This window comes from Janthinobacterium sp. HH106 (assembly GCF_001758725.1).
GTDB lineage: Bacteria > Pseudomonadota > Gammaproteobacteria > Burkholderiales > Burkholderiaceae_D > Janthinobacterium.
On the sequence record NZ_LRIC01000008.1, the window covers coordinates 70,711 to 93,343 of the forward strand.

Annotated in this window: 22 protein-coding genes; 7 read left to right on the forward strand and 15 right to left on the reverse strand. The window is 63.0% G+C overall.

Annotation, left to right across the window (positions count from 1 at the left end):
- Positions 1–3: 3 nt before the first annotated feature.
- From JAB8_RS04645 to JAB8_RS04660, 4 genes are all read right to left on the reverse strand, one after another.
- The gene (locus tag JAB8_RS04645) at positions 4–588 is read right to left on the reverse strand and encodes a LysE family translocator (RefSeq protein ID WP_070288690.1); all 585 of its coding nucleotides are present in this window, start codon (positions 586–588) and stop codon (positions 4–6) included.
- 127 nt (positions 589–715) lie between these two features.
- Positions 716–1,894, reverse strand: a complete 1,179-nt coding sequence (locus tag JAB8_RS04650) for a hypothetical protein (RefSeq protein ID WP_070288691.1) — start codon at positions 1,892–1,894, stop codon at positions 716–718.
- Between the two features lie 93 nt (positions 1,895–1,987).
- Positions 1,988–3,805 (reverse strand): DUF4153 domain-containing protein, encoded by a 1,818-nt coding sequence (locus JAB8_RS04655; RefSeq protein ID WP_139142945.1) that lies wholly within the window; start codon positions 3,803–3,805, stop codon positions 1,988–1,990.
- An 89-nt stretch (positions 3,806–3,894) separates the two neighbouring features.
- Entirely contained in the window at positions 3,895–4,332 is a 438-nt protein-coding gene (locus JAB8_RS04660) for a hypothetical protein (protein ID WP_070288693.1), read from the reverse strand.
- An 82-nt stretch (positions 4,333–4,414) separates the two neighbouring features.
- Between JAB8_RS04660 and JAB8_RS04665 the strand changes: the two genes are divergently transcribed.
- Positions 4,415–4,798: a MerR family transcriptional regulator gene (locus JAB8_RS04665; protein ID WP_070224176.1), complete on the forward strand. Its 384-nt coding sequence runs from the start codon at positions 4,415–4,417 to the stop codon at positions 4,796–4,798.
- Between the two features lie 108 nt (positions 4,799–4,906).
- Here JAB8_RS04665 and JAB8_RS04670 read toward each other — a convergent pair whose 3' ends face one another.
- The 3 genes from JAB8_RS04670 to JAB8_RS04680 all read right to left on the reverse strand — a co-directional run bounded on the left by JAB8_RS04670 (position 4,907) and on the right by JAB8_RS04680 (position 7,447).
- On the reverse strand, positions 4,907–5,548 hold the full coding sequence (locus tag JAB8_RS04670; protein WP_070288694.1) for a choice-of-anchor C family protein: 642 nt from the start codon (positions 5,546–5,548) through the stop codon (positions 4,907–4,909).
- Positions 5,549–5,684: 136 nt separating this feature from the next.
- Positions 5,685–6,179: a ribonuclease E activity regulator RraA gene (rraA, locus tag JAB8_RS04675; RefSeq protein WP_070223974.1), complete on the reverse strand. Its 495-nt coding sequence runs from the start codon at positions 6,177–6,179 to the stop codon at positions 5,685–5,687.
- Between the two features lie 32 nt (positions 6,180–6,211).
- Positions 6,212–7,447, reverse strand: a complete 1,236-nt coding sequence (locus JAB8_RS04680; RefSeq protein ID WP_070288695.1) for an MFS transporter — start codon at positions 7,445–7,447, stop codon at positions 6,212–6,214.
- A 100-nt stretch (positions 7,448–7,547) separates the two neighbouring features.
- On the opposite strand from JAB8_RS04680, the gene JAB8_RS04685 reads away from it, so the two are divergent.
- Complete coding sequence (locus JAB8_RS04685) at positions 7,548–8,348, forward strand: helix-turn-helix transcriptional regulator (RefSeq protein WP_070288696.1); 801 nt, start codon at positions 7,548–7,550, stop codon at positions 8,346–8,348.
- Positions 8,349–8,417: 69 nt separating this feature from the next.
- On the opposite strand, the gene fliD is transcribed toward JAB8_RS04685, so the two are convergent.
- From fliD to alr, 4 genes are all read right to left on the reverse strand, one after another.
- The gene (fliD, locus tag JAB8_RS04690; protein WP_070288697.1) at positions 8,418–9,803 is read right to left on the reverse strand and encodes a flagellar filament capping protein FliD; all 1,386 of its coding nucleotides are present in this window, start codon (positions 9,801–9,803) and stop codon (positions 8,418–8,420) included.
- Positions 9,804–10,031: 228 nt separating this feature from the next.
- Positions 10,032–10,352: a PilZ domain-containing protein gene (locus tag JAB8_RS04695; RefSeq protein ID WP_071650264.1), complete on the reverse strand. Its 321-nt coding sequence runs from the start codon at positions 10,350–10,352 to the stop codon at positions 10,032–10,034.
- A 131-nt stretch (positions 10,353–10,483) separates the two neighbouring features.
- Complete coding sequence (radA, locus tag JAB8_RS04700; protein ID WP_046683923.1) at positions 10,484–11,860, reverse strand: DNA repair protein RadA; 1,377 nt, start codon at positions 11,858–11,860, stop codon at positions 10,484–10,486.
- A 73-nt stretch (positions 11,861–11,933) separates the two neighbouring features.
- On the reverse strand, positions 11,934–13,025 hold the full coding sequence (gene alr / locus JAB8_RS04705) for an alanine racemase (protein ID WP_070288698.1): 1,092 nt from the start codon (positions 13,023–13,025) through the stop codon (positions 11,934–11,936).
- A 271-nt stretch (positions 13,026–13,296) separates the two neighbouring features.
- On the opposite strand from alr, the gene lplT reads away from it, so the two are divergent.
- Positions 13,297–14,559: a lysophospholipid transporter LplT gene (gene lplT / locus JAB8_RS04710; protein WP_070288699.1), complete on the forward strand. Its 1,263-nt coding sequence runs from the start codon at positions 13,297–13,299 to the stop codon at positions 14,557–14,559.
- A gap of 36 nt (positions 14,560–14,595) precedes the next feature.
- Here lplT and JAB8_RS04715 read toward each other — a convergent pair whose 3' ends face one another.
- Genes JAB8_RS04715 through tsaB form a run of 4 tightly spaced genes read right to left on the reverse strand, consistent with a single transcriptional unit; the run spans position 14,596 to position 17,639 of the window.
- Positions 14,596–15,534, reverse strand: coding sequence for a DUF1853 family protein (locus JAB8_RS04715; RefSeq protein ID WP_070288700.1), 939 nt, complete (start codon positions 15,532–15,534; stop codon positions 14,596–14,598).
- On the reverse strand, positions 15,527–16,429 hold the full coding sequence (locus JAB8_RS04720) for a uracil-DNA glycosylase (RefSeq protein WP_070288701.1): 903 nt from the start codon (positions 16,427–16,429) through the stop codon (positions 15,527–15,529). The genes JAB8_RS04715 and JAB8_RS04720 overlap by 8 nt, the downstream gene beginning before the upstream one ends.
- A complete protein-coding gene (gene rimI / locus JAB8_RS04725) occupies positions 16,426–16,917 on the reverse strand; it encodes a ribosomal protein S18-alanine N-acetyltransferase (protein WP_070288702.1) in 492 nt (163 codons plus the stop codon). Before rimI ends, JAB8_RS04720 begins: the two co-directional genes overlap by 4 nt.
- Positions 16,914–17,639 (reverse strand): tRNA (adenosine(37)-N6)-threonylcarbamoyltransferase complex dimerization subunit type 1 TsaB, encoded by a 726-nt coding sequence (gene tsaB / locus JAB8_RS04730; protein ID WP_070288703.1) that lies wholly within the window; start codon positions 17,637–17,639, stop codon positions 16,914–16,916. The genes rimI and tsaB overlap by 4 nt, the downstream gene beginning before the upstream one ends.
- Positions 17,640–17,825: 186 nt before the next feature.
- Between tsaB and dapC the strand changes: the two genes are divergently transcribed.
- The 4 genes from dapC (at position 17,826) to JAB8_RS04750 (ending at position 22,487) form a co-directional block, all read left to right on the forward strand.
- Complete coding sequence (gene dapC / locus JAB8_RS04735; RefSeq protein ID WP_070288704.1) at positions 17,826–19,055, forward strand: succinyldiaminopimelate transaminase; 1,230 nt, start codon at positions 17,826–17,828, stop codon at positions 19,053–19,055.
- Positions 19,056–19,072: 17 nt separating this feature from the next.
- Positions 19,073–19,900, forward strand: a complete 828-nt coding sequence (gene dapD / locus JAB8_RS04740; protein ID WP_070223998.1) for a 2,3,4,5-tetrahydropyridine-2,6-dicarboxylate N-succinyltransferase — start codon at positions 19,073–19,075, stop codon at positions 19,898–19,900.
- A gap of 231 nt (positions 19,901–20,131) precedes the next feature.
- Positions 20,132–21,679 carry an FAD-dependent oxidoreductase gene (locus tag JAB8_RS04745; RefSeq protein WP_071654381.1) on the forward strand — a complete coding sequence of 516 codons (1,548 nt, stop codon included), beginning with the start codon at positions 20,132–20,134 and terminating at the stop codon, positions 21,677–21,679.
- Between the two features lie 115 nt (positions 21,680–21,794).
- Positions 21,795–22,487: a hypothetical protein gene (locus JAB8_RS04750; RefSeq protein ID WP_139142946.1), complete on the forward strand. Its 693-nt coding sequence runs from the start codon at positions 21,795–21,797 to the stop codon at positions 22,485–22,487.
- Positions 22,488–22,633: the final 146 nt, after the last annotated feature.

A 22,633-nucleotide genomic window follows, 5' to 3' on the forward strand; every position in this document is an offset into this window, starting at 1 on the left:
AGTCTAGCGTAAAAACGTCAGGGCGAGGACCAGCAGGACGGCGCCCATCGCCAGATTGAAGATGCGCTGGTTGCGCGGCGCTTTCAGCACGCTGCGGATCGACACGCCGAACAGCGCCCACATGGCGTTGCACGGCATGCCCACCACGGTGCCGGTCACGGACACCAGCAGCGCGCCGGCGAGCATGTTGCCGTGCGCAGGCATGAAGACCGACGCCATGGTGATCGCCTTGAGCCAGCTCTTGGGATTCAGCGCCTGAAACAGCGCCGCCTGCGCAAACGACACGGCCTTCGGCGCGCTGCTTCCCGCCACCGAGGCGCCGGCCAGCTTCCACGCCAAAAACATCAGGTACAGCGCGCCCGCGATCCGCAGTAGCTGCTGCGCCATCGGGTACGCGACGAACACGCTGCCCAATCCCACGCACATGAGCATGGTCTGCACAAAGATGCCGGCCTGGATGCCGAGGATCACCGGCAGCGCCCCGCGATAGCCGAAATTGGCGCCGGTGGTGGCCAGCATGACGTTGTTGGGCCCGGGGGTGGCGGACATCACAAAGCAATAACTCATCAGGGGCAGAAGTTCGGTCATGGCAGGCAGTCGCAGCGTGGAGAAGGCCCCAGTCTAGAAGCGCGGCACGGCGGCGACAAGGCACAAGGCGGCGCGTACAGGCACATGCTGTATCAGCCGGACGACTGCTACAGCGGCGATACGAAAGTCAGGATTTTTGCGGCAACATCAGGCCGCTTTGAAACGCCAGCTTGATGTCGCTTTCGTTCGAGTAGGCAGAAGATGCCCACACCTCGCCTGCTTGAAGCCTGGTGAATGTCTGGATGATATTGCGCCGCCATGGGGATGGCCTGGAAGAAAAGTATCCAGTGAAAAAACGCTGCGCCTGTTCCTGCGTCCCGAAGCACAACAGGAATGACAAAGGGGTAGACGATGGATCGCAAATGGCGGGAAAACCGCCCCCATGCGACGCAAGATGTTCAAGCGCCCGCGGACGATCGGCGAACAAGGAGAACAGCGGCAGCGCGCGTTCGGCAAGCAAGTGGCACATCTGCTCAATCGAGGAACGCGCCGTCGAACCCGCCACCTGCCAGATCATGGCGCTGGCATCTTTTTCGGATCGAAGCAGGCCGCCGAACAGAACGGCGCCATCGTAACCAGCTCCGCCGCCCTTCTCCGCAAGCCACTTCTTGAGGGCCTTGCTGGCGATGGAAAGGTCGACCTTCATGCGGACATCGCTGCGGGAATTATAGCGCTCGGGCTCGAACGACACCTCGAAAACGGTGTCCTTATCGGCAGCCACCTTCTTCCAAACGGTTCCTGCCTTGTTGGGCTTAAAGCCATGGGGCGCGAGAAATTTCCCGACTTCCTGGCAAGCGTGAAGAAACTGGGCTTTTGGATCGCCATGACGGTTGACGGGATCGGCCGACCACGCTTGCCATTGGCTGTAGCGCTGGTCGAGGATGGGTTTCAGTTGATCGAATTTCTCCCAGGTATTCTCGACGTGATAGACGCTCGGATACTCAAAGCCGTGCGCGGCGGCGTGACGGTTGAACACGTCGCAATAGTCTTGCAGAAAACTGCCATGCTGTCGGGCAAATGCCGACTTTGCGTCGTAATAGTCAACGGCGAAAGCATTGCCCTGATCGTTGAGATCTTCTTCCCATAGTTTGCCATCGCAAGCATCAATCAGAAATTGTAGTCCGGTAATTTCCCGACTGAGCAGGCGCCTTAACTCCCCGGCGGAATCCGTGCGGTGGAAATTGCTCGCCATGTCCTGGTGAACCAGCCAGGCCAGGAACATGCCGATATGGATGCCGCCATGCTCTTCCGGCAAATCATCGGGATATTTTCCACCAGAATGCCAATCAATCCTGTCATATGCCATTGTGCAAACCTATAAGAATATCGAAATAATCACCTTGAGCGACTCCAGCATCATGACCAGCGTGCTTGCCAACGGCCTGACCTGGATGGCCATTCAGGGACCCGGCGCCGTCTCCTCCGGGCAGCTGACCTCGTCCTCTGGCGTATACAAGGTCATCGGTACGCGCTGGCCGTCGACTTCCAGCTCGCGCACTTTCGGCGGCACCAGCTGGAACTCGCCCGCCTGCAGTTTTTCGCGCAGGGGCTTGCAGCGCAGGGCGTCGGTGGGGATTTGCCCGCGCGCGGTCCAGCTGCCGTCGTCCTTCTCGGCCAGCAAGACGGATGAGGCGCGCGGGTCATTGCTGATAAGCAATACTTCCTGCTTGCCGTCGCCATCGAAATCGAGCAGGTAGGCGTCGCACTGGGGCCCTGCCCGCTTCAAACAGGCGGGCAAGCGCCAGGCCGGGCTCACTTGCGTCCAGTCCTGGCGCAGGAAACTCTGCGGCAGCTTGGCCGTGGCCGGGCGCAGGGTCAGGTTGATCGACACGTCGCTCAGCGCGCCCGTCTCGTCGAGACGGTTCTGGCGCTTGAGCATGGCCTCGGCGCGCGCCCGCACGATGGCGGCGTCCGGGCCCGTCGTGCGCGTCTTGAGTTCCTGCAAGGCCGCCTGGCCGTAGCGGGCGCCCTGGAAGCGCAGGTACTCGAAATCGAACTTGTCCACGCCAACCTTGCCGCTTTCCAGGCGCGCCATCTGGCTGGCCACGGAAATGCGCGCCGGGTCGGCCAGCGGCGAGAACAGGGCGAACAGCACCAGCAGGGTAACAAAGGCGGTCGCCACGTTGACGTTGGCGATCAGGTGCAGCCAGTCGCCGTACTTGCTGGCCGCCCAGGCATAGCCGGCGGCGTAGCAGGTGGCGATCAGCAGGCAGGCGGCGGCGATCAAGCGGTCGGAGGTCCAGCCATGCGACATCACGCGCAGGGTCAGCGCATAGACGGCGATGCCCACCACCCACGGCAGCAGCAAACATGCCAGGCGCGTGCCCAGGCGGATGCCGCGCGCCACGCCATGGCCCACTTCGCCATTCTGGAAGGCGGCATTGATCAACACCACCAGCACGCCGGCCATGCCCAGCAACACGGACGCCGCATGGCGCGTGGCCCACAGGCGCTCGAAGCCGATGAATGGCAAGGTCAGCAGGAAGCCGGAGACGAGCACGGCGGCAATCGGCACCAGCCACGACAGCAGCACCAGCAGCAAGGTGCGGATGCCGCGCACGATGGATGGGCGCACGTCCGTGATGTGGATGGCGAACGAGAACGCGAAGCAGATGACGGGAATCACGAACCAGGCCTGGCCCAGCAGCTTTTTCAGGAAACTGAGCTTGATCAGCAGAAACAGCTGCCCGCCCAGCCACAGCACCAGCCACAGGCCCAGCACGAACAGCAGGGAGAACAGCAACTGGATGCCCAGCTTCCAGGCGATTTCAAAGTAGGTTGGATAGCGGGCGATGCGCTGGCCATCCTGGGCGCTGGCCAGCACCAGCGCGTGGGCGATATACAAGCCGACGACGCAGAAACCGAACAGCTGGGCGGAAATGACGCGCAGGGGCGCGCCCGGCTTGTAATTGCCCCAGATCACGTGTTCGGCGCCGCGCGCCACGTCGTGCCAGGCCAGCACGGCCAGCACGACGGCCGCGCCCGCCATCCACAGGGCGATGCGCTTCACCGACATATGGCCCAGGCTGGACACCAGCAGAATGGGCAGCAGCAAGCTGATCAGCATCAGCGGCCCCAGCAGGTAGGCTTCCGTGGCGGGCCACACCTTGTCCTGCGCCGTGCTGTACAGCCAGTACAGCAGCAAGCCTTGCAGCAGGCCCGTCACCAGGCGCGTTAACGCGATGCGCGGCGCCACCACCGGATCGAGCAACGCCATGTTTTTTCCTGCGGCATCCTGCTGCATAGTCATTCCTTTAATAGTCGTTTATTGCTGTAAAGCACGGCCATTATTGCATTTCGTTATATTCATCTCAACAGCGATTCGTGCGCGCGCCCTTCCCGCCCGGCTGCGGGAGCGCGCAGAGGCAGGCTTTGCGCGAGGCCCCAGGCCAGTTCCGGCACGAGGAACAGCCACAACAGGGGCTGGCCCGTCTCCAGCAGCGCCCACGCCATCCAGGTGGAAAACAGGTAGCGGGCCGCCGCGTCGTAGCGGCCGAAGCGCGGCTGCGGGTCGAGCATGCGCAGCACGGACCAGACCATCACCACGCTGCCAAACAAGCTGCTGATCAGCAGATGCAAGGGCTCGAAGGGAGGCAGCGGCGCGCCGCCCAGGCCCACATTGAGGGCGGTCAAGTGCTCGCGCAGCAGCAAAAATGTCCACGGCGTGGCAAACGGGGCCGTCATGAGCACATCATAAATGGCGCTGGCGCGCACCACGCGGCGGAAGGCGGAAACGGACAACATGGGAACTCCTGTCTATGAAAAGCGCCCATGATCAAGCTTGGAGTACACTCCATGGTCAAGCATTTTATGAAAGAAAAGAACCATGCAGATCGGCGAGATGGCGCAGGCGACGGGCTTGAGCCGCGATACCCTGCGCTTCTATGAAAAACGGGGCTTGCTGCGCGCGCGGCGCGGCGCGAACGGCTACCGCGACTACCCGCCCGAGGCGGCCGACTGGCTGCGCTACCTGCGCACGGCGCAGCAGCTGGGCTTTACCCTGGCGGAAATCGAGGCCGACATGCCGCTGCTGGCGGCCGCCGGCGATCCCGCCACGGCTGATCTGCTGCGCGCGGCGCTGGCGCGCAAGCTCGGTGAAATCGATGCGCGCATCGATGGATTGACGCAGTTGCGCGGCGAACTGGTGCGGCGTATGGGGGCGGCAGCGGCGGCGTGCCCGTTGCGCGGCGATGCCGGTGCGAATCCCTGAACTGCTGCCGTGGCTGTTCCTGCTGGGCGCAGGCAGCGCGCAAGACCCCTGACGTCAAAAAACCGCCTGTGTATGGCAGCAGGCGGTTTGATGTCGGGCAACCCCGGCTTACTTGGCAGCCTTGCGGCGGCGCAGGAAACCCATCAGGCCCAGGCCGGCCAGCAGCATGGCGTAGGTTTCCGGTTCCGGCACGGCGGCCATCACGGACACGTTGTCGATGACGGCGCCCGAGTAATTGTCGAATGGCGTGCCGGCCTTGGCGGCACTGGCAAACGACAGGGTCGCCAGGCCGGTGGAAGCGGCAGTGAAGCTCAGGGTGTTGCTGTACAAGGTGTTGGACGCGGCAGCGGTCGAGTAGAAATTACCGGCCGCGCCACCGAAATTGACGCTCACGCCCTGGCCTGCGGGGCCGCCGGAATTACGCGCCATGTCAAAGCTCAGATTGTAAGTCTGGCCGGCAACGACATTGAAATTTTGCGACAGGAAACCAGGACCAGGCGTGCCCAGCATATCGATGCTGTAGCCATCGATGGCGTTATACGCATTGCGGATCAGGTCGACGGAGCTGGCGCCCACGGTCCAGCCCGTGATAGCCGACGAACCGTTGTTGACGACCTGGAAGCCACTGGAAAACGTGGAGCCGGGGGCAACCGTCTCAAAATTGCCATTCGTGATCAGGTTGACGGGGCTGGCGCTGGCGGTACCTGCGGCAAACAGGGCGACAACTGCTGCGATGGTGGCGATTTTCATGATCTGATTTCCTTGCCTTATTGATATTAAAGTTTCCTTAAGTGAAATCATATCTCAGCCTTGATGAAAATCAAAGAACTTTACAGAAATATATTTAATGTAGATAATTTGCAACGCTTTCAGGCGCGCTGCGCCGTCAATCGAGTTCCTGCCGCGCTACCAGGATGCCGTCCGCATCGGCATAGATCCAGTCGCCCGGATGCACGGCCACGCCGCTGAGCTGCACGCGCACGTCGCGCTGGCCGGCGCCCGTCTTGTTGCTCTTGCGCGGATGCGTGGCCAGGGCGCGCACGCCGATCTGGCAGACATTGATTTCCTCGCTGTCGCGGATGCAGCCATCGACAACGATGCCGGCCCAGCCATTGCTTTCGGCCAGCACGCCCAGTTGACCGCCCACCAGCGCGCGGCGCAGGCTGCCGCCCCCATCGATGACCAGCACGTGGCCTTGGCCCGGCGTTTCCAGCGTGCTGCGCACGAGGGCGTTGTCCTCGAACACTTGCAAGGTGGTGGCGGGCCCGCTGAAACGCACGCGCTGGCCGAAAGCGCGGTACACGGGCGGCAGCACGGCCAGAGTGCCGTCGTCGAGCATGGCCGCATAGTCGTCGCACAGGTCGGTGGTAGCAAAGGTCATGGGGATTCCTTTCGTAGCAGATGGCAACGATTCTATGCTTTTTGCAGCGCGGCGGCACGTGTTTTGCCGTCCACTCCCACGGCCGTGGCAATCGCCAGCGCCTGGAACAGGCCGATGAACACGAACAACAAAGCCGGATGGTCGCCATCCATCAGCGCGCCAAAGAACAGCGGACCGACGGCCAGGCCGCTGTCGAGGCCCGAATACACGACGCCATACACGCGCCCGGTGGCATTCTTCGGCGCCGCCGCGCGTATCATCAGGTCGCGCGACGGCCCCGCCACGCCCGAGGTCAAGCCGATGGCGCCCATCAGCACCACCGCGCCCCAGGCCGGCACGACGGCCATGGACAGCAGCACGGCCAGCAGCGCGGCGGCGGAAAAGGCGATCGCCACGTTGCGGTCCGGCTGCTTGCTGCGCGCGCCCACCACGCCGCCGGCCAGCATGCCCACGGCCGAGGCCAGCATATAGGCCGTGTAGGCGCTGGTGGCCAACGCCAGGCTCATGCCGTACAGCTTGACGAGGGCCACGCTGGCAAAGCTCTGGATGCCGCCCAGCGCGATGGCGGTAATGAAGAAGAAGGCAAAGCACATCCACACGGCAAGCAGGCGCAGGAAATCCAGGGTGCCTTCGCCGCCAGCCGGCTGATCCGCTGCGGCTTTCTTGACAGGCTCGGGGCGGATGGCATGACGGTTCAGGAACAGGATCAGCAGCACGCCGAACGGCAGCACGGCCGCGCATTGCAGCGCGATTCGCCAGTCATAATGGGTGGCGACATACGTCATGAACAGCGGTGCCAGGGCCCAGCCGATGTTGCCGCTGATGCCATGCACGGAAAAACCGTAGGCCACGCGGGCCGCCGAAACGCGCTGGTTGAGGATGGTATAGTCGGCCGGATGGAACACGCTGTTGCCTATGCCGGCCAGCATGGCGCCCAGCATCAGTGCGGCATAGCTGTGCGCGGTGGACAGGGCCAGCGCCGACACGCCCAGCAGAAAGACGCCGGAAAACAGCACGGCGCGGGCGCCGAAGCGATCGACGACAAAGCCGGCCAGCGCCTGCCCCACGCCCGAGATGATGAAAAACACCGTCATCAGCAGGCCCAGCTCCGCATACGACAGGTCGAATGCGGGTTTCAGCCAGACGAACAGGGCCGCGAGGATCAGATGGTAGAAGTGCGACACGCCATGCGCCAGCCCCACCAGGGCGATGACGCGCGCATCGCCGCGCAAGGTTGGAAGTTCGGATGCTGAGTTAGTTGTTATCATGTCATACCCTGTCTTATACTGGTGAAGCTCAAGTGTATGCAAAATATCATCGTCTGTTTTCCGACAGGATGACATAATTTATCGAATTAAGGCCAAGCTGATGGGTGTACCTATCCTCCACCATACCCGCATGTGTCCGCCGCGGGAAGCGCCCAGCGCGACCATCCCCGTGACGATGATCGCGCGCGACCTGCAACCCGATGAATTCTTGTTACCGCATACCCACCCCTGGGGCCAGGTCACGATGGCGCTCGAAGGCGTGCTGCGCATCACTGCCAACAACAGCAGCTGGGTGCTGCCGCCCATGCGCGCCATCTGGATCGCGCCCAACGTGGAGCATGCCGTCACGATACTGGAAAAAACCCGCTTGCGCCCCCTGTGCATCCACGCCGCACGCGCGCCGTTCGCGGGCCAGGATTGCAAGGTGCTGGAAGTGTCGAACCTGCTGCGCCAGCTGATCATGGCGCTGGAACAGCTGGATCCGGGCCAGGAACCGACGCGCGAAGCGCTGCTGGCCGAACTGATCATCGATGAATTGAAACGCTCGGCCACGCGCCCCATCCGCGTCCCCTTGCCCAGCGACAAGCGCCTGAAGACCCTGTGCGACAGCCTGATCGAGAAACCGGGTTTGAATCAGACCCTGGAACACTGGGCGCAGCTGGTCGGCGCCTCGGAACGCACCCTGGCGCGGCTGTTCGAACGCGAATTGGGCATGAGTTTTGGCCAGTGGCGCCAGCAGGTGCGCCTGGCGCACGCGGCGCCCCTGATCGCGCGCGGCGTGCCGCTGTCGCAGGTGGCCGAAGAACTGGGCTACGCCAGCCAGTCGGCCTTTTCCGCCATGTTCAAGAAAACCTTCGGCAGTTCGCCATCGGCCTTCTTTGCGCACGGCGAACGAATATAGCTAGCGCGTCGATATCGTGCTCAGGGCAAGGCGGTGCAACACCGCCATCGGCGCTTTAGCGGTGCGCCCTCAGGCCATGAAGTCGAAGAGGGAATTCTTGCCCGTATAGCCCGGCAAGGCCGAGTTCGTTCCCATCTGTTCCTGGGCCGAATAGGCTTTGATCAGCGCCTGCGCCTGGGCCGTCAGCGCCTTGGCCAGCACGGCTTTCTTGTTGGTCAGCGTGGTGATGTCCTTGCCGACCGTCTGCACTTCCTTGCGGATGATGCTCGTTTCGCCTGTCAGCTCGCCGATCTTGCTGGAAAACTGGTCGGCCACGCCCTTGCCGTTATTCGTAAACAACTTGCTGACGGCATCCGGATCGGCAGCGATGGCGGCCTTGAGTTTTTTATCGTCGAGCACCAGCTCTCCGCTTTTGCCCAAGGTCACGCCAGCGCTGCTGAGGATGGAGGCGGGCACGCCCGTGCTGGCCGTGCGCAGCACTTGCTCCATCTGCGAACGCACCTGACCCAGGGCCGTGTCGGATTTCAAGTCGCCCTGCTGCAGGCTTTGCAGCTTGCTGTTGAGTTCATTGTAGGCCGTGACGAAGCTGGCCACATTGGTCGCGATCTGGCTGCTGTCCTTGGCGATGACGAGATCGGTCGTGCCCTTTTTCTTCAATTCGATGGTGGCGCCCTCGACCGCCGTCGTCAAGGTATTCGTGGCGCTCTTGATCTCCTTGCCGTCGACGGTGAGCAGCGCATCCTGCGCGGCGGCCGTCTGCTGCAGGCCCTTGCCGGCGCCGGGTGCATAGCTGAGCAGGTTGCTGACGGCAGCGTCGCCGGACACGCTGATGCGCATGCTGCTGTCGGCGCCGCTCTTGCCATTGATGGCCAGCGAATAGCCATCGGCGCCCTTCACCACGCTGGCATCGACGCCCTGCTGCTTGAGCGCGGCGGCGATACCGTCAAGGCTATTGTTGCTGCTGTCTATCGTCAGCGAAATGACCTTGCCGCTGCCGGGCGTAAATTGCTTGCCGTCGGCCGTGCCCACTTCGATTTTGACCAGCGCCGGCGCCCCCGTGCCGATGGCCGCGCTCGACGATTTCTGCGCGCCGCTGAGCAGGGTCTGTCCCTGCGCGAGTTGCTTGACGTTCAGCTCATGGCTGCCGCTGACGGCCTTGTCGGTGGTGGTGGCGCTCAGCACATCCTTGGCGCTCGACGTGGCCGACGTGGCCAGGCCGCTGCCGGCCATGTTCTTGGCCACGGTCTGGAATTTTGCCAGCGCCGATTGCAGCTGGCCCAGGCCCGAGAATTTGGCCTGGTCGCGCGCCAGGCTGGCGTTGAGCTTGACGACGCCCGTGTTCTGCGACTGCATCTGGCGCTCCACCTTCGCATACACATCGGCCGAGATATTGCCCTGCGTCGTCTGCTGCGTGTTGTTGGTGTAAGCCCTGCTGTTGATGGTCGAATTAAACATGGTAGGCATTCCCGTCGGGTGTATGGTCATGGCGCACGGTTCAGGTCTTGACCGTGCTGCGCTGGAAACGGACGGCAGGCGCGCGTGGCGCGGCAAGGTCCCTCTTCTGGTTGATAATTATGCAGTATTACCGGAATATCAAAACAGCGAACAGAACAGGTTTTTCCTGACTGCAAACCCATATGCACCATTTTAGCGCATTTCATTTGCAGCCGATCTTGTCTTGTTTCAGCGCATGAATCTCGAAATGGCGCTGCTGACAGCCATGTCCAGCTGCGGGAAAGTGAGTCCCACCTTGAAACCTGCACTGCTGAAAATGCAGTGCGAGACGGACACGCGCGCCTCAATGATGTGCGCCGCGCCATCGTAAAACAGCTCGAACAGCACCTTGCCCTGCTTGCCTGTCGGCAGCGGTTCCGCGATGACGGCCGTCATGCCGCCCGGCCCCACGTCAAGGGTGCGCGCCGCCACGGGGTCCGCGCCGTCCATCACCAACATTGCCTTGGCACGCAATATCTTGCGTGCGCCCTGCCTTTGCTCAACTAACACTATATTCCGCTTCTCTATCAATTCATTGTCGACGCGAACTCGCTACGCGAATTCATCGGACAAATATTATAGTTCCAAACGGAAACTTTGTTTGACTTACCTCAAGCTTGGCATTTAAACCATACCAACTCTTACTCCAGGTCGCGCAATTTATTGAACGCTTCGTCGATGCGCTCGACGCCGATGACCTTGAGGCCTTCGATGACTTGCTTCGGCAGGTTGGACTTGGGCACCACGGCCAGGGTAAAGCCCAGCTTGGCCGCTTCGCGCAAGCGTTCCTGGCCCCGCGGCGCGGGGCGGATTTCGCCGGCCAGTCCCACTTCGCCAAACACCACGAGCCCCCGCGGCAGGGGCTTGTTGCGCATCGACGAGTTAATCGCCAGCAATACGGCCAGGTCGGCCGCCGGTTCCGTGATTTTGACGCCGCCGACGGCGTTGATGAACACATCCTGGTCGAAGGCGGCGATGCCCGCATGGCGGTGCGCCACGGCCAGCAGCATGGCCAGGCGGTTCTGCTCCAGGCCGACGGACAGCCGGCGCGCATTGGGTAAGTGACTCGTGTCGACGAGGGCCTGGATTTCCACCAGCAAGGGGCGCGTGCCTTCCTGCGTCACCATCACGCACGAGCCGGGCACCTGGTTGTCGTGCTGCGACAGGAACAGCGCGGACGGGTTCGACACCCCTTTCAAGCCCTTTTCCGTCATGGCGAACACCCCCAGCTCATTGACGGCGCCGAAACGGTTCTTGATGGCGCGCACGAGGCGGAAACTGGAATGGGCGTCGCCCTCGAAATACAGCACCGTGTCGACGATATGCTCGAGCACGCGGGGGCCGGCCAGCGCCCCCTCTTTCGTCACGTGGCCGACCAGAATGATGGTCACGCCCGTCTGCTTGGCCGCCCGCGTCAGCTGCGCCGCGCATTCGCGCACTTGCGCCACGGAACCGGGCGCCGAGCTGAGGGCGTCCGAATACACGGTCTGGATCGAGTCGATGACCACCACTTCCGGCTTCAGGTCGTTCAAGGTGGAGAGGATCTTTTCCAGCTGGATCTCCGCCTGCAATTTGAGTTCCTTGGCGTCGATGACGAGGCGCTTGGCGCGCAGGGCGATCTGCGCGCCCGATTCTTCGCCGCTGACGTACAGCACGCGCTTGTGGTGCGACATGTTCGCCAGCGCCTGCAGCAGCAGGGTCGACTTGCCGATGCCGGGGTCGCCGCCGATCAGCACCACGCCGCCCGCCACCATGCCGCCGCCCAGCACGCGGTCGAATTCCTCGATGCCCGTGCCGAAGCGGGGCACGTCGATGGCGTCGATATCGTCGAGCGACAGCACGGGCGCCGTCTGCGCCAGCGACATGTGCTGCGGATTCGAATAGCGGTTGTTGCCGCCCGTCTCGGGCAGGGTTTCCACCATGGTATTCCACTGGTTGCACGAGGTGCATTGCCCCATCCATTTGTTGCTGATGGCGCCGCAATCGCTGCAGGTGTAGATGGTCTTGACTTTTGCCATGGTGTACTTTGCCCGGGTAAATGAAATAACTGGTTATATATACAGTATATACAAACCGCGCTTCCGCGTCACCCTACGCTTCGATCACCGGTACGCGCGGCGCCAGTGCGCACATCAGCTCGTAGCCGATGGTGCCGGCGGCCAGCGCCACCTCGTCGATCGGCATGCCCTGCCCCCACAAGGTGACGCTGCTGCCGACCTTGGCGCCCGGCACGTGGGTCAGGTCGACCATCAGCATGTCCATCGACACCCGGCCGATCAGCCCCGTGCGCACGCCGTCGACCAGCACGGGCGTGCCTTCGGGGGCGTGGCGCGGGTAGCCGTCCGCATAGCCGCAGGCCACCACGCCCACCGTGACGTTGCCGGCCGCTTCATAGCGGCTGCCGTAGCCGACCACCTCGCCGGCGGCGATATCCTGGATGCCGATAATGCTGCTGCGCAAGGTCATCGTGGGCAGCAAGCCGAACGCCTGCGCGGACGTACCGCCCGGGGCGCCGCTGGGCGTGCCGCCATACAGCATGATGCCGGGGCGCACCCAGTCGCTGTCCAGATGGTGCATCAGCACGCCGGCCGAATTGCACAGGCTGCGGGGCAGCGGCGTACCGATGCTGGAGGCGCCCGCCTCAAAACGCAGCATCTGCTGTTCCAACGGCAAGCGCGTGGGACCCGCCTCGTCCGCATTGGCGAAATGCGTCATCAGGGTGATCGTGCCGATATGCGGCATGGCGCGCAAGCGCGCATAGGCACGCGCCACGGCAGCCGGCGTGAAACCCAGGCGGTTCATGCCCGTATTCATTTTCAGGTGCACGTCGATGGCGTGCGGCAGGCGGGCCGCTGCCAGCATGGTGATCTGTTCTTCGCAATGCACGCTGCCATTCAATCCATATTGCGCCATGACAGGCAAATCGCTGGCGTCGAAAAAACCTTCCAGCAGCAAGATGGGTTTGGTCCAGCCCAGTTCGCGCAAGCGCACGGCGTAATCGACCTCGACCAGCGCCAGGCCATCGGCGTCGGCAAAGCCCCGCATGGCCCGTTCCAGGCCGTGGCCATAGGCATTCGCCTTGACGACGGCCCACACCTTGGCGCCGCGGGCGCCGGCAAGGGCGCGCGCCAAATTGTGTTGCATGGCATCGAGATGGATGGTGGCGAGGAGGGGCCTGGGCATAAGCGTGACACACGGCAAGTGGAAAGCCGTATTTTACCGGATGGGCCGCATGCGGTCCGGCACGCGGGTCCGCCGGCGCGCGCCGCGAGCGGGAGCCATACCGGCGTACAGGACACCATGTATAAAATGCTCACATATATGTGTATTTTTCTACGGCAGAAAAATTAAGCTTCGCTTAGGCAAGACTATGCAAAGCAGCCCCTGCCAAACTTGGAGTTTGCCGTTTTTTCGTGGTATAAAGCAAGCCAGATATGATTTCAGGCAATCCAGAATGAATCGTGGTTTTTATACCATCATGGCGGCGCAGTTCTTTTCCTCGCTGGCAGATAACGCCCTCTTTTTTGTCGCCGTCGATTTATTGGTGTCCATGAAATCCCCGGCGTGGATCACGCCGCTGCTCAAATTGTCGTTCGTGCTGTTTTACGTGCTGTTGGCCGCTTTTGTCGGCGCCTTCGCGGATGCTCTGCCGAAAGGCAAGGTCATGTTCATCGCCAACATGGTCAAGATCTTCGGCTGCGCCCTCGTCTTCTTCCACGTGCACCCGCTGCTGGCCTACGCCGTCGTCGGTTTCGGCGCGGCCGTGTATTCGCCCGCCAAGTACGGCATCCTGACGGAACTGCTGCCGCCGGAAAAGCTCGTGGCGGCGAATGGCTGGATCGAAGGCTTGACCGTCACCTCCATCATCCTCGGCACCGTCATGGGCGGCGCGCTCGTCAGCGGCCACGTGTCCGACATGCTGCTGTCGATCGACATCCCCCTGGTCGACACGGGCATCACCAGCAAGACTGAAGCGGCCTTGTGCGTCGTGGTGGGCATCTATGCGCTGGCGACCCTGGCCAACCTGAAGATTCCCGACACGGGCTGCGTGTATCCGCACCAGGAACGCAATCCTATCAAACTGATTACCGATTTTGCCAATTGCTATTCCATCCTGTGGAAAGACAAGCTGGGCCAGATCACCCTGGCCGTGACGACCCTGTTCTGGGGCGCCGGCGCCACCTTGCAGCTGATCGTGCTGGAATGGGCCAAGCAGTCGCTGAACATGCCGTTCGACAAGGCGACCAGCCTGGTGGGCGTGGTCGCCATCGGCGTGGCCGCCGGCGCCGTGCTGTCGGCACGCTTCATTCCGCTGCGCAAATCGCTGACCGTCATTCCGCTCGGTATCGCCATGGGCGTGATCGTCATGATGATGACGCAAGTACACTCCGTGTGGATCGCCTACCCGCTACTGATCCTGATCGGCGCCCTGTCCGGCTTCTTCGTCGTGCCCATGAATGCCCTGCTGCAACACCGCGGCCACGTGCTGATGAGTGCAGGCCATTCCATCGCCGTGCAGAACTTCAACGAGAACCTGTCGATTCTCACCATGCTGGCCGTGTATTCGATCATGATCCGCTTGCACTTGCCGCTCAACATCATCATCACCCTGTTCGGCCTGTTTGTTGCCGGCACCATGTACGCCATCATGCGCAAGCACAAGCTGAACCAGGCTGAGCATGACAACTTGTCATTGATTGGCGAGCAGAAGCATTAACTTCCGGGGTCAGACCCGCCGGGTCTGACCCCAACATTACGCAGGTAGCGCACCCGCTATCCGTCGCGCGGCAGCCTGCTGCGTCCAGTCATGCGGCACGACAAAACCGCGCGTGCGCTCCACTTCCCAGCCTTCGATAGTATCCACGGTGGCGACCATCACCGGTTGCGCCAGATCAAACAACTGCGTGCACAGGGCTTCCACGTCGAGCACTTCCACGTCGCGGCCCTTGAACGGCGCCAGCCATTGCAGGCGCGGCAGCACGACATAGCGCTGCTCGGGTAATTGTGTTCGCGTGCACCAGAAGCCGTGACCGTGTTCGGGGGAAATGCCATCCATGGCGGGCGTCACGCCGGCCGCATAAAACAGCCAGCCCTTGACCAGCGCCTGCGCCGCGCGCACGGGGTGCGCCAGCAGGGTTTGCGCGGCCGGATGGCGGGACAAGGCCAGTTGTTTGTCGAGAATCTTGCGCATCTTCAAGCCCAGGGTGTCGGCCAGGTTCGGGCCGATCAAATGGTTGAAGTCGCCGGGATCGGGCGCCCCTTCGAGCAGGTAGAACTTGGTGGCAAATTCCCAGTGCAGCAATTCACTCTCGTCACGCAGCAGAAAATCAAACTCGCCCACCGTGTCGTTGCGGTTGACCTGCACTTGCAAGCCATGCGCGGCCAGCAAGCCGTGTTGCTCAAAATAAAAGGCCAGCAGCTTTTCAGCGTACAGGCCCAGGCGGGAATAGAATTTCAGTCCTAACGCCGCATCGAGCGGCGACGGATCGTCCTGCAGCGCGCCCAGCCACGCGGCCACGGCAGGCGTGACGAGGGGCAAGCTGGCGATGCGCCCGCCCCAGTGGGGGCTGGCAGGATCGAGCAGGTCGGGCGAGTCGAGCAGCCAGGCCAGCGCCCGCACGCGGGGGTGCGTCAGATGGCCCCAGCGGCGTTCGAAGCGGGCTTGGAAGGTAGAGACGGCCGTATCAACCACCGTGCGTGCTTTTCGCCAGGCACAGGTCGGCCCAGGCACGCGCCTTGGCCTTGCCCGTCCCGTCCTGCAACAGTTGCTCTGGGTGGAAGGTGGCCACGACGGACGCACTGCCCAGCTGGCGCACCTTGCCCCGTACGGGTTTTTCGCCGGGATTGATGCCGGCGGCGGCCATCGAACCGAGGGTGACGATGGTGCGCGGCTGCAGCAAGGCCAGTTCGCGGTCAAAATACGGACGGCAGGCGGCCGACTCGGCCTCGGTGGGCAAACGTTCCTGGCCCGTCTCGTCGAGCGGACGGCATTTCAACAAGTGCGTGATGTACACGTCGCTGGCCGCATCGACGGCGATGGCTTTCAGCATATTGTCGAGCAACTTGCCCTGCTCGCCCGGCAAGGCGCGCCCTTCGCGCTCTTCCAGCCGGGATGGACTGCTGGCCAGCATCAGCCACGTACCCTGGCGGTCGCCACGGCCCATGACGACGCCCTTGCGCGTCTTGCACAAGTCGCAGCGCGCGCACTTGGCGACGGCCGACGTCAAGCCTTCCCAGTCGAGGGCGGCGATGTCAGTATCGCTCAGCTGTCTGGCGGGCGGCGGCGGAGGCGCATCGTCGAACCAGGCCGTGTCGTCGGGCGCGGCGGCAGGCATTGGCGTAGCGGCAACGGCGACGGGCGCAGCAACCTCCACAGTGTCCACGACTGCCACCTCGGCCAGCATTTCGATCACAGGTGCCGGAACAGCGACGGTTGCGGCAACTTCGGCCACGGGTTCCGCCACGGCCACTTCTGCCTCCACGGCGGCCTCAGCGACGACGTCGACAGCCTCGGGTGCGGCGCCCTGGCGCAAGCGCCACAGGGGGCCGACGCCCATTTCATCGAGAAAAACGGCGCTGCGGCTCATAAGGTATAACGCATCACGATGGCGTCCTCACGTTGCGAGTTGCTGGCCGGATAGTATCCCTTGCGCCGGCCTATCTGTTCAAATCCATAACGCTGGTAAATATCAAGCGCGCGGACATTCGACGGACGCACTTCCAGCAGCATCGATTCCATGCCCAGCTGGCGCGCGCAGGCGCAGGACTGGTTCAGCAGGAAGCGGCCCAGCCCCTGGCCCTGGATGGCGCCCTCGACGGCCACGTTGAGCAAGTGCGCCTCATCGACGACCAGCATCAGCAAGAAATAGCCAAGCAAGGTGCCATCCACGTCGCGCAGCACCCAGGCCGGATAGCCGCTCTTGAGGGAATCGACAAAGTTGCCGTGCGTCCAGGGATGCGGGTACACGCGCTGCTCCAGCGCCAGCACCTCCAACAGGTCTGCTTCCTGCATCGGCTGATAGTCGAGGCGCAGCAAGTCCCAGCCTGCAGCATTGTCCTGGCCCGCTACGCTCATTGCGCGGACTCCGCAGCGGCCTTGGCCTGTTGCATGTCGAGGCGCTCGGCACTGGTATAAGCGATCTTGTTGCGCAAATACAAAGGCTGCGCCTCGGCCGCCGTCACGCACTGGCCGGCCGCAAAGGCGATGCGCGCCAGCTGCGCCACTTGCACGGCGTGCGGCATGATGGCGGCATCGGCCGTGGCGGCGCATGGCAGCGCGGCCAGCGCTTCAGCATAGGCACCAAAGCCGTTGCCGCAACCAACCACGTCGCCTTGCGGCGCCACGCCGGCCGGCGCACTCAGGGCCGGCGGCAGGACGGCTTGCAAGCCATCTTGATAGTCATATTGCGCCCAGTACACTTCGCCCATGCGGGCGTCGAGCACGGTCACGATGCGCTGCGCGCCATGCTGCTGGTGGCACGCGAGGGCCATGGCGTCGAGCGTGACGACGGGCACGACAGGCAAATTGGCGCCATAGGCGAGGCCTTGCGCGATGCCGCAGGCCGTGCGCACGCCCGTAAACGAGCCGGGGCCGGAGCCGTAGGCGATGGCATCGACGTCGGCCAGGGTCACCCCCGCTTCGGCCAGCAATTCCTGCACCATGGGCAAGATCGACTGGGAATGGGTGCGCACGCCCGACGAGGCGCGGGACAGGACGACATCGCCGCGCAACAAGGCGCAGGACGCGAGTTCGGACGATGTTTCAATGGCAAGCAGGGTGGGAAGTAAGGTAGACATAGCGTATTTTACCTTGCCAAGCCCGGGAGCGACATGCCGTGCAGGTCAACAACAGCCCACTTGCACAGCCCGCGCCCGAGGACGGCTATAATAAAAGGCTAAGCTGATTGCTTGACCGGCGTCATTGCGCCATGCCAGGCAATCCATACGCCACACTATCACCCCACTCTTGCCCTGGTCCGCTCCGTGAATCCACTTCTTGCTAAACTGCAACCATATCCATTCGAAAAGCTGCGCCAGCTGTTTGCCGGCGTGACCGTCAATCCCGAGTATGCGCCCATCAGCCTGGGCATGGGCGAACCCAAGCACCCGACGCCAGCCTTCATCGAGCAGGCGCTGGTCGACAATATCCACGGCCTGGCCAGCTATCCGTCCACCATCGGTTCGGAAGCCTTGCGCAGCGCGATTGCCGGCTGGCTGGAACGCCGCTACGGCATCCCCAAGCTCAATCCTGCCACGCAAATCCTGCCCGTGAACGGTTCGCGCGAAGCGCTGTTTGCGCTGGCGCAAACGGTGATCGATCCATCGGCCGGTTCGCTCGTGATCAGCCCGAATCCGTTCTACCAGATCTATGAAGGCGCCGCCTACCTGGCCGGCGCCGAACCGTATTTCGTCAATTCCGACCCGGCGCGCAATTTCGGCTGCGACTACGACAGCGTACCGGCCAGCGTGTGGGAAAAGGTCAAGCTGCTGTTCCTGTGCTCGCCCGGCAATCCGACGGGCGCCGTGCTCACCTTGACGGACTGGGAACACCTGTTCGCCCTGTCCGAGCGCTACGACTTCGTCATCGCCGCCGACGAATGCTATTCCGAGATCTACCACGGCGACACGCCTCCGCTGGGCGCGCTGCAGGCGGCGCACATGCTGGGCCTGTCCACCATCGAGCGCCCGTATGCGCGCCTGGTGGTGTTTTCCAGCCTGTCGAAGCGCTCGAACGTGCCGGGCATGCGTTCGGGCTTCGTCGCCGGCGACGCGGAAGTACTGAAAAAATTCCTGCTCTACCGAACCTACCACGGCGGCGCCATGAGCCCCGCCGTGCAGGCGGCCTCCGTCGCGGCCTGGAACGACGAAACCCATGTCGAGGAAAATCGCGCCAAGTACCGCGCCAAGTTCGACGCCATCACGCCGCTGCTGCAATCGGTGATGGACGTGCAATTGCCGGACGCCGGTTTCTACCTGTGGGCCGACGTCAGCCGCACGGGCCTGTCCGACACCGAATTCGCGCAACGCCTGTACGCCGAATATAATGTCACGGTATTGCCTGGCAGCTACCTGGCGCGCGACGCGCACGGCATCAATCCCGGCCGCAACCGCATCCGCATGGCCCTGGTGGCCGAAACGGCCGAAGGGCTGGAAGCGGCGTTGCGCATAGTAAAATTCTGCCAGCAGCTTTCCGCATCCGCATCAACCAACTAAATAAACAAGACATCATCATGAGCCAACAACTGCAAACCATCATCGACCAGGCCTGGGAAAACCGCGCCGAGATCAATCCGCGCAACGGCACGGCCGAACTGCGCGACGCCGTCTCCCACGTCATCAATGGCCTGGACAACGGCAGCATCCGCGTGGCGGAAAAAACCTCGGGCGACTGGGTTGTCAACCAGTGGGTCAAGAAAGCCGTGCTGCTGTCGTTCCGCCTGGAAGACAACGTCGTCCTGCCGTCCGACGGCACGATGCAGTTCTACGACAAGGTGCCGACAAAGTTCGCCAACTACACGGCCGAAGACTTCGCCAAGGGCGGTTTCCGCGTGGTGCCGCCAGCCGTCGCCCGCCGCGGCAGCTTCATCGCCAAGAACGTCGTGCTGATGCCGTCCTACGTCAACATCGGCGCCTACGTCGATGAAGGCGCCATGGTCGACACCTGGGCCACCGTCGGTTCCTGCGCGCAGATCGGCAAGAACGTCCACCTGTCCGGCGGCGTCGGCATCGGCGGCGTGCTGGAACCGATGCAAGCGAACCCGACCATCATCGAAGACAACTGCTTCATCGGCGCCCGTTCGGAAATCGTCGAAGGCGTGATCGTCGAAGAAAATTCCGTCATCTCGATGGGCGTGTACATCGGCCAGTCGACCAAGATCTACGACCGCGCCACGGGCGAAGTGACCTACGGCCGCGTGCCGGCCGGTTCCGTCGTGGTCTCGGGCAACCTGCCTTCGGAAGATGGCAAGTACTCGCTGTACTGCGCCGTGATCGTCAAGCGCGTGGATGCAAAAACCCGCGCCAAGACCGGCATCAACGAACTCCTGCGCGGCATCTGATGACACCTCTGTAAACCTGCTGCGCGTCGCGGGGCGCGACCGGCGATGCTCACCGTACGCATGTACGGTTGCGCTTCTCGGCCACGCCGCGCATCCGCTCGCTACGGTTTGCAGAGGCGTCGAGACGCACGTAAAAAATCATGTCCTGCCATCCGGCGGGACATTTTCATTTCCGACTAGCAACTTCAATCGTCCCGCTGTCCTCTCCCATCCTGTCCTATACTGGATGGCATGAATACTCCTCCCGTATTGATCGTCGGCGCCGGTCCTACCGGCCTCATGCTTGCCTTGCGCCTCGCGCGCCATGGCGTCGATTGCCGCATCATCGATAAAAACAGCGGCCCCGGGCAGGCGTCGCGGGCCATGGCCGTGCATGCGCGCACCCTGGAGTTTTACCAGCAGCTGGGCTTTGCCGACGAGCTGGTCAGCCTGGGCATCAAGATCAATGCGATGCACATCCACGAGGGCGGCGAAGAACTGGTAAAACTGGCGCTGGGCGAGATCGGCGAAGGGCTGAGTCCCTACCCTTTCGTGCTGAGCCTGCCCCAGGACGAGCATGAACGCTTTCTGATCAGCAAGCTGGCGGCGGCCGGCGTGCACGTGGAATGGAATGTCACGCTGGACTTGTGGACGCAGGACGATAGCGAAGTGCAAGCCATCCTGCTCAACAATGGCGAACGACAATATTGTACGTTTGACTATATCTGCGGCTGCGACGGCGCCCGCAGCAAGGTCCGCGAGATCGCCGGCTTTGACTTTTCCGGCGGCACCTACGACCACTTGTACTACGTGGCGGACGCGCAAGTAGCCGGCAAGAATACGGATTTGCACGCCCACCTGGGCGCGAACTCTTTCGCGCTGATGTTGCCCGTGCGCACCAGCGGCATGCAGCGCCTGATCGGCATCCTGCCCGACCGTCCCGACGGCGCGCCCGCGCCCGTCTTCGACGACGTGCGTAGCGACGTGGAAAAACTGCTGGGCATCCGGGTCGAACACGTGAACTGGTTTTCCACCTATAAAGTCCATCACCGCGTGGCGGCGCAATTTCGCGCGCGGCGCTGCTTCATCCTCGGCGACGCGGCCCATTTGCACAGCCCCGTGGGCGGCCAGGGCATGAACACGGGCCTGGGCGATGCCGTCAACCTGGCCTGGAAGCTGGCGCAAAAGCTGCATGGCCAAAGCAATGATGCCCTGCTCGACACCTATGAAAGCGAGCGCATCGTGTTTGCCCGCAAGCTCGTCGCCACCACCGACCGCGCCTTCCAGGCCATCGTCGCGCAGGGCATCGCCGGACAGTTCCTGCGGCGCTGGCTGGTGCCGCACGCGCTGCCCTTCCTGTCCGGCTTCGCGCGGGCGCGCCGCTTGCTGTTCAAGACCGTGTCGCAAATCGAGATCAGCTATGAAGACAGCGCCCTCTCCGCCGGCCATGCGGAATACCTGCGCGGCGGCGACCGCCTGCCCTGGTTCTCGGACGGCACGCAAGACAATTTTATCGCCCTGCGCAGCATGGATTGGCAATTGCACATCTATGGCGAGCCGGCGCCCGAACTGCTCGACGAGGCACGCGTGCTGAAACTGCCCGTGCATTGCTATACCTATAACGTAGCCGCCAAGCTGGCCGGCCTGGGCCGCGACGCGGCCTACCTCGTGCGCCCCGACGGCCACATCGCGCTGGCCCTGCACCTGCAGGAAAGCGGCGCCCTGCGCGCCCTGGCCTTGCGGCTGGGCCTGCATTTCGGTCCCGTCGAACCGGGCAAGGCGGCGCCCCGGCCGGTGTAAGAGACAACGCCGCAGGTTTGTGCTGCATCAAGGCAGATAGAGTTAATCTCCTTGCTTTGTTTGCTTTGTTTGACTTGCTATCCTATGCTGAGACTTGCCTTTCAAGGATACGGCCATGTCGAACACACATCGCAACCACTCAACAAATGACCAGCCCGCCTGCGAAGCCGAAGATGCTGAATCGGCATCCCCGCTGGCTGAGCAGCTGGCCGCCACACTGGCTGCCAGCGCCACAGGCTTGCGCTTCAACATTGCGCAAGACACTTTCCAGGAAGCCTATGCATCGCTGCTGGACGCCGTGCCGCGCGACGACCGGCCCGCGCTGCTGGCGCAAATGCGGCACGATCTCGATATCGTGGCCGAGCGGGAGCTGAGCATGGCTTCCGGCAACGATACGCAGACAGACCACGTCAGCACCCGGCAATTCATGCGCGGCCTGGAAGAACAGGAACGGCATCAGCGTGAAAAAGACGTGGCCTCGCACAGCTTGCTGTCCGGCCCCGAATTGCGCGCCCGGCTGGCAGTCACGCCGCAGGCACTCAGTGCGGCACTGAAAGCCAGACGCCTGTTCGCCTTGCGCGGCGCCTCCGGCGAATATGTTTATCCGGCATTTTTCGCCGATCCCCGCCATGACCGCCACACCCTGGAAAAAATCAGCAAAATTCTCGGTGACTTGCCCGGCGCCGCCAAATGGGACTTTTTTACCGTCCCGCGCCTGTCGCTGGGCGGCAAGTCGCCGCTGCAAGCCTTGGCAAAAGGAAAACTCGACGCCGTGATGGCGGCCGCCCGCGCCTACGCCGACGAATAGCGGCGCCCCCGTGGCAACCTTGCGCCGCGCCCAAGCTGGCGATGGCGTCCGCCACGCCGCTATCCGCGCACCGCGACTTCGGCCAGGTGGCCACGCAACTGGGCATTCGCAGCGCCTGGCCCTGAACCTGCCCGTAACATGCAACC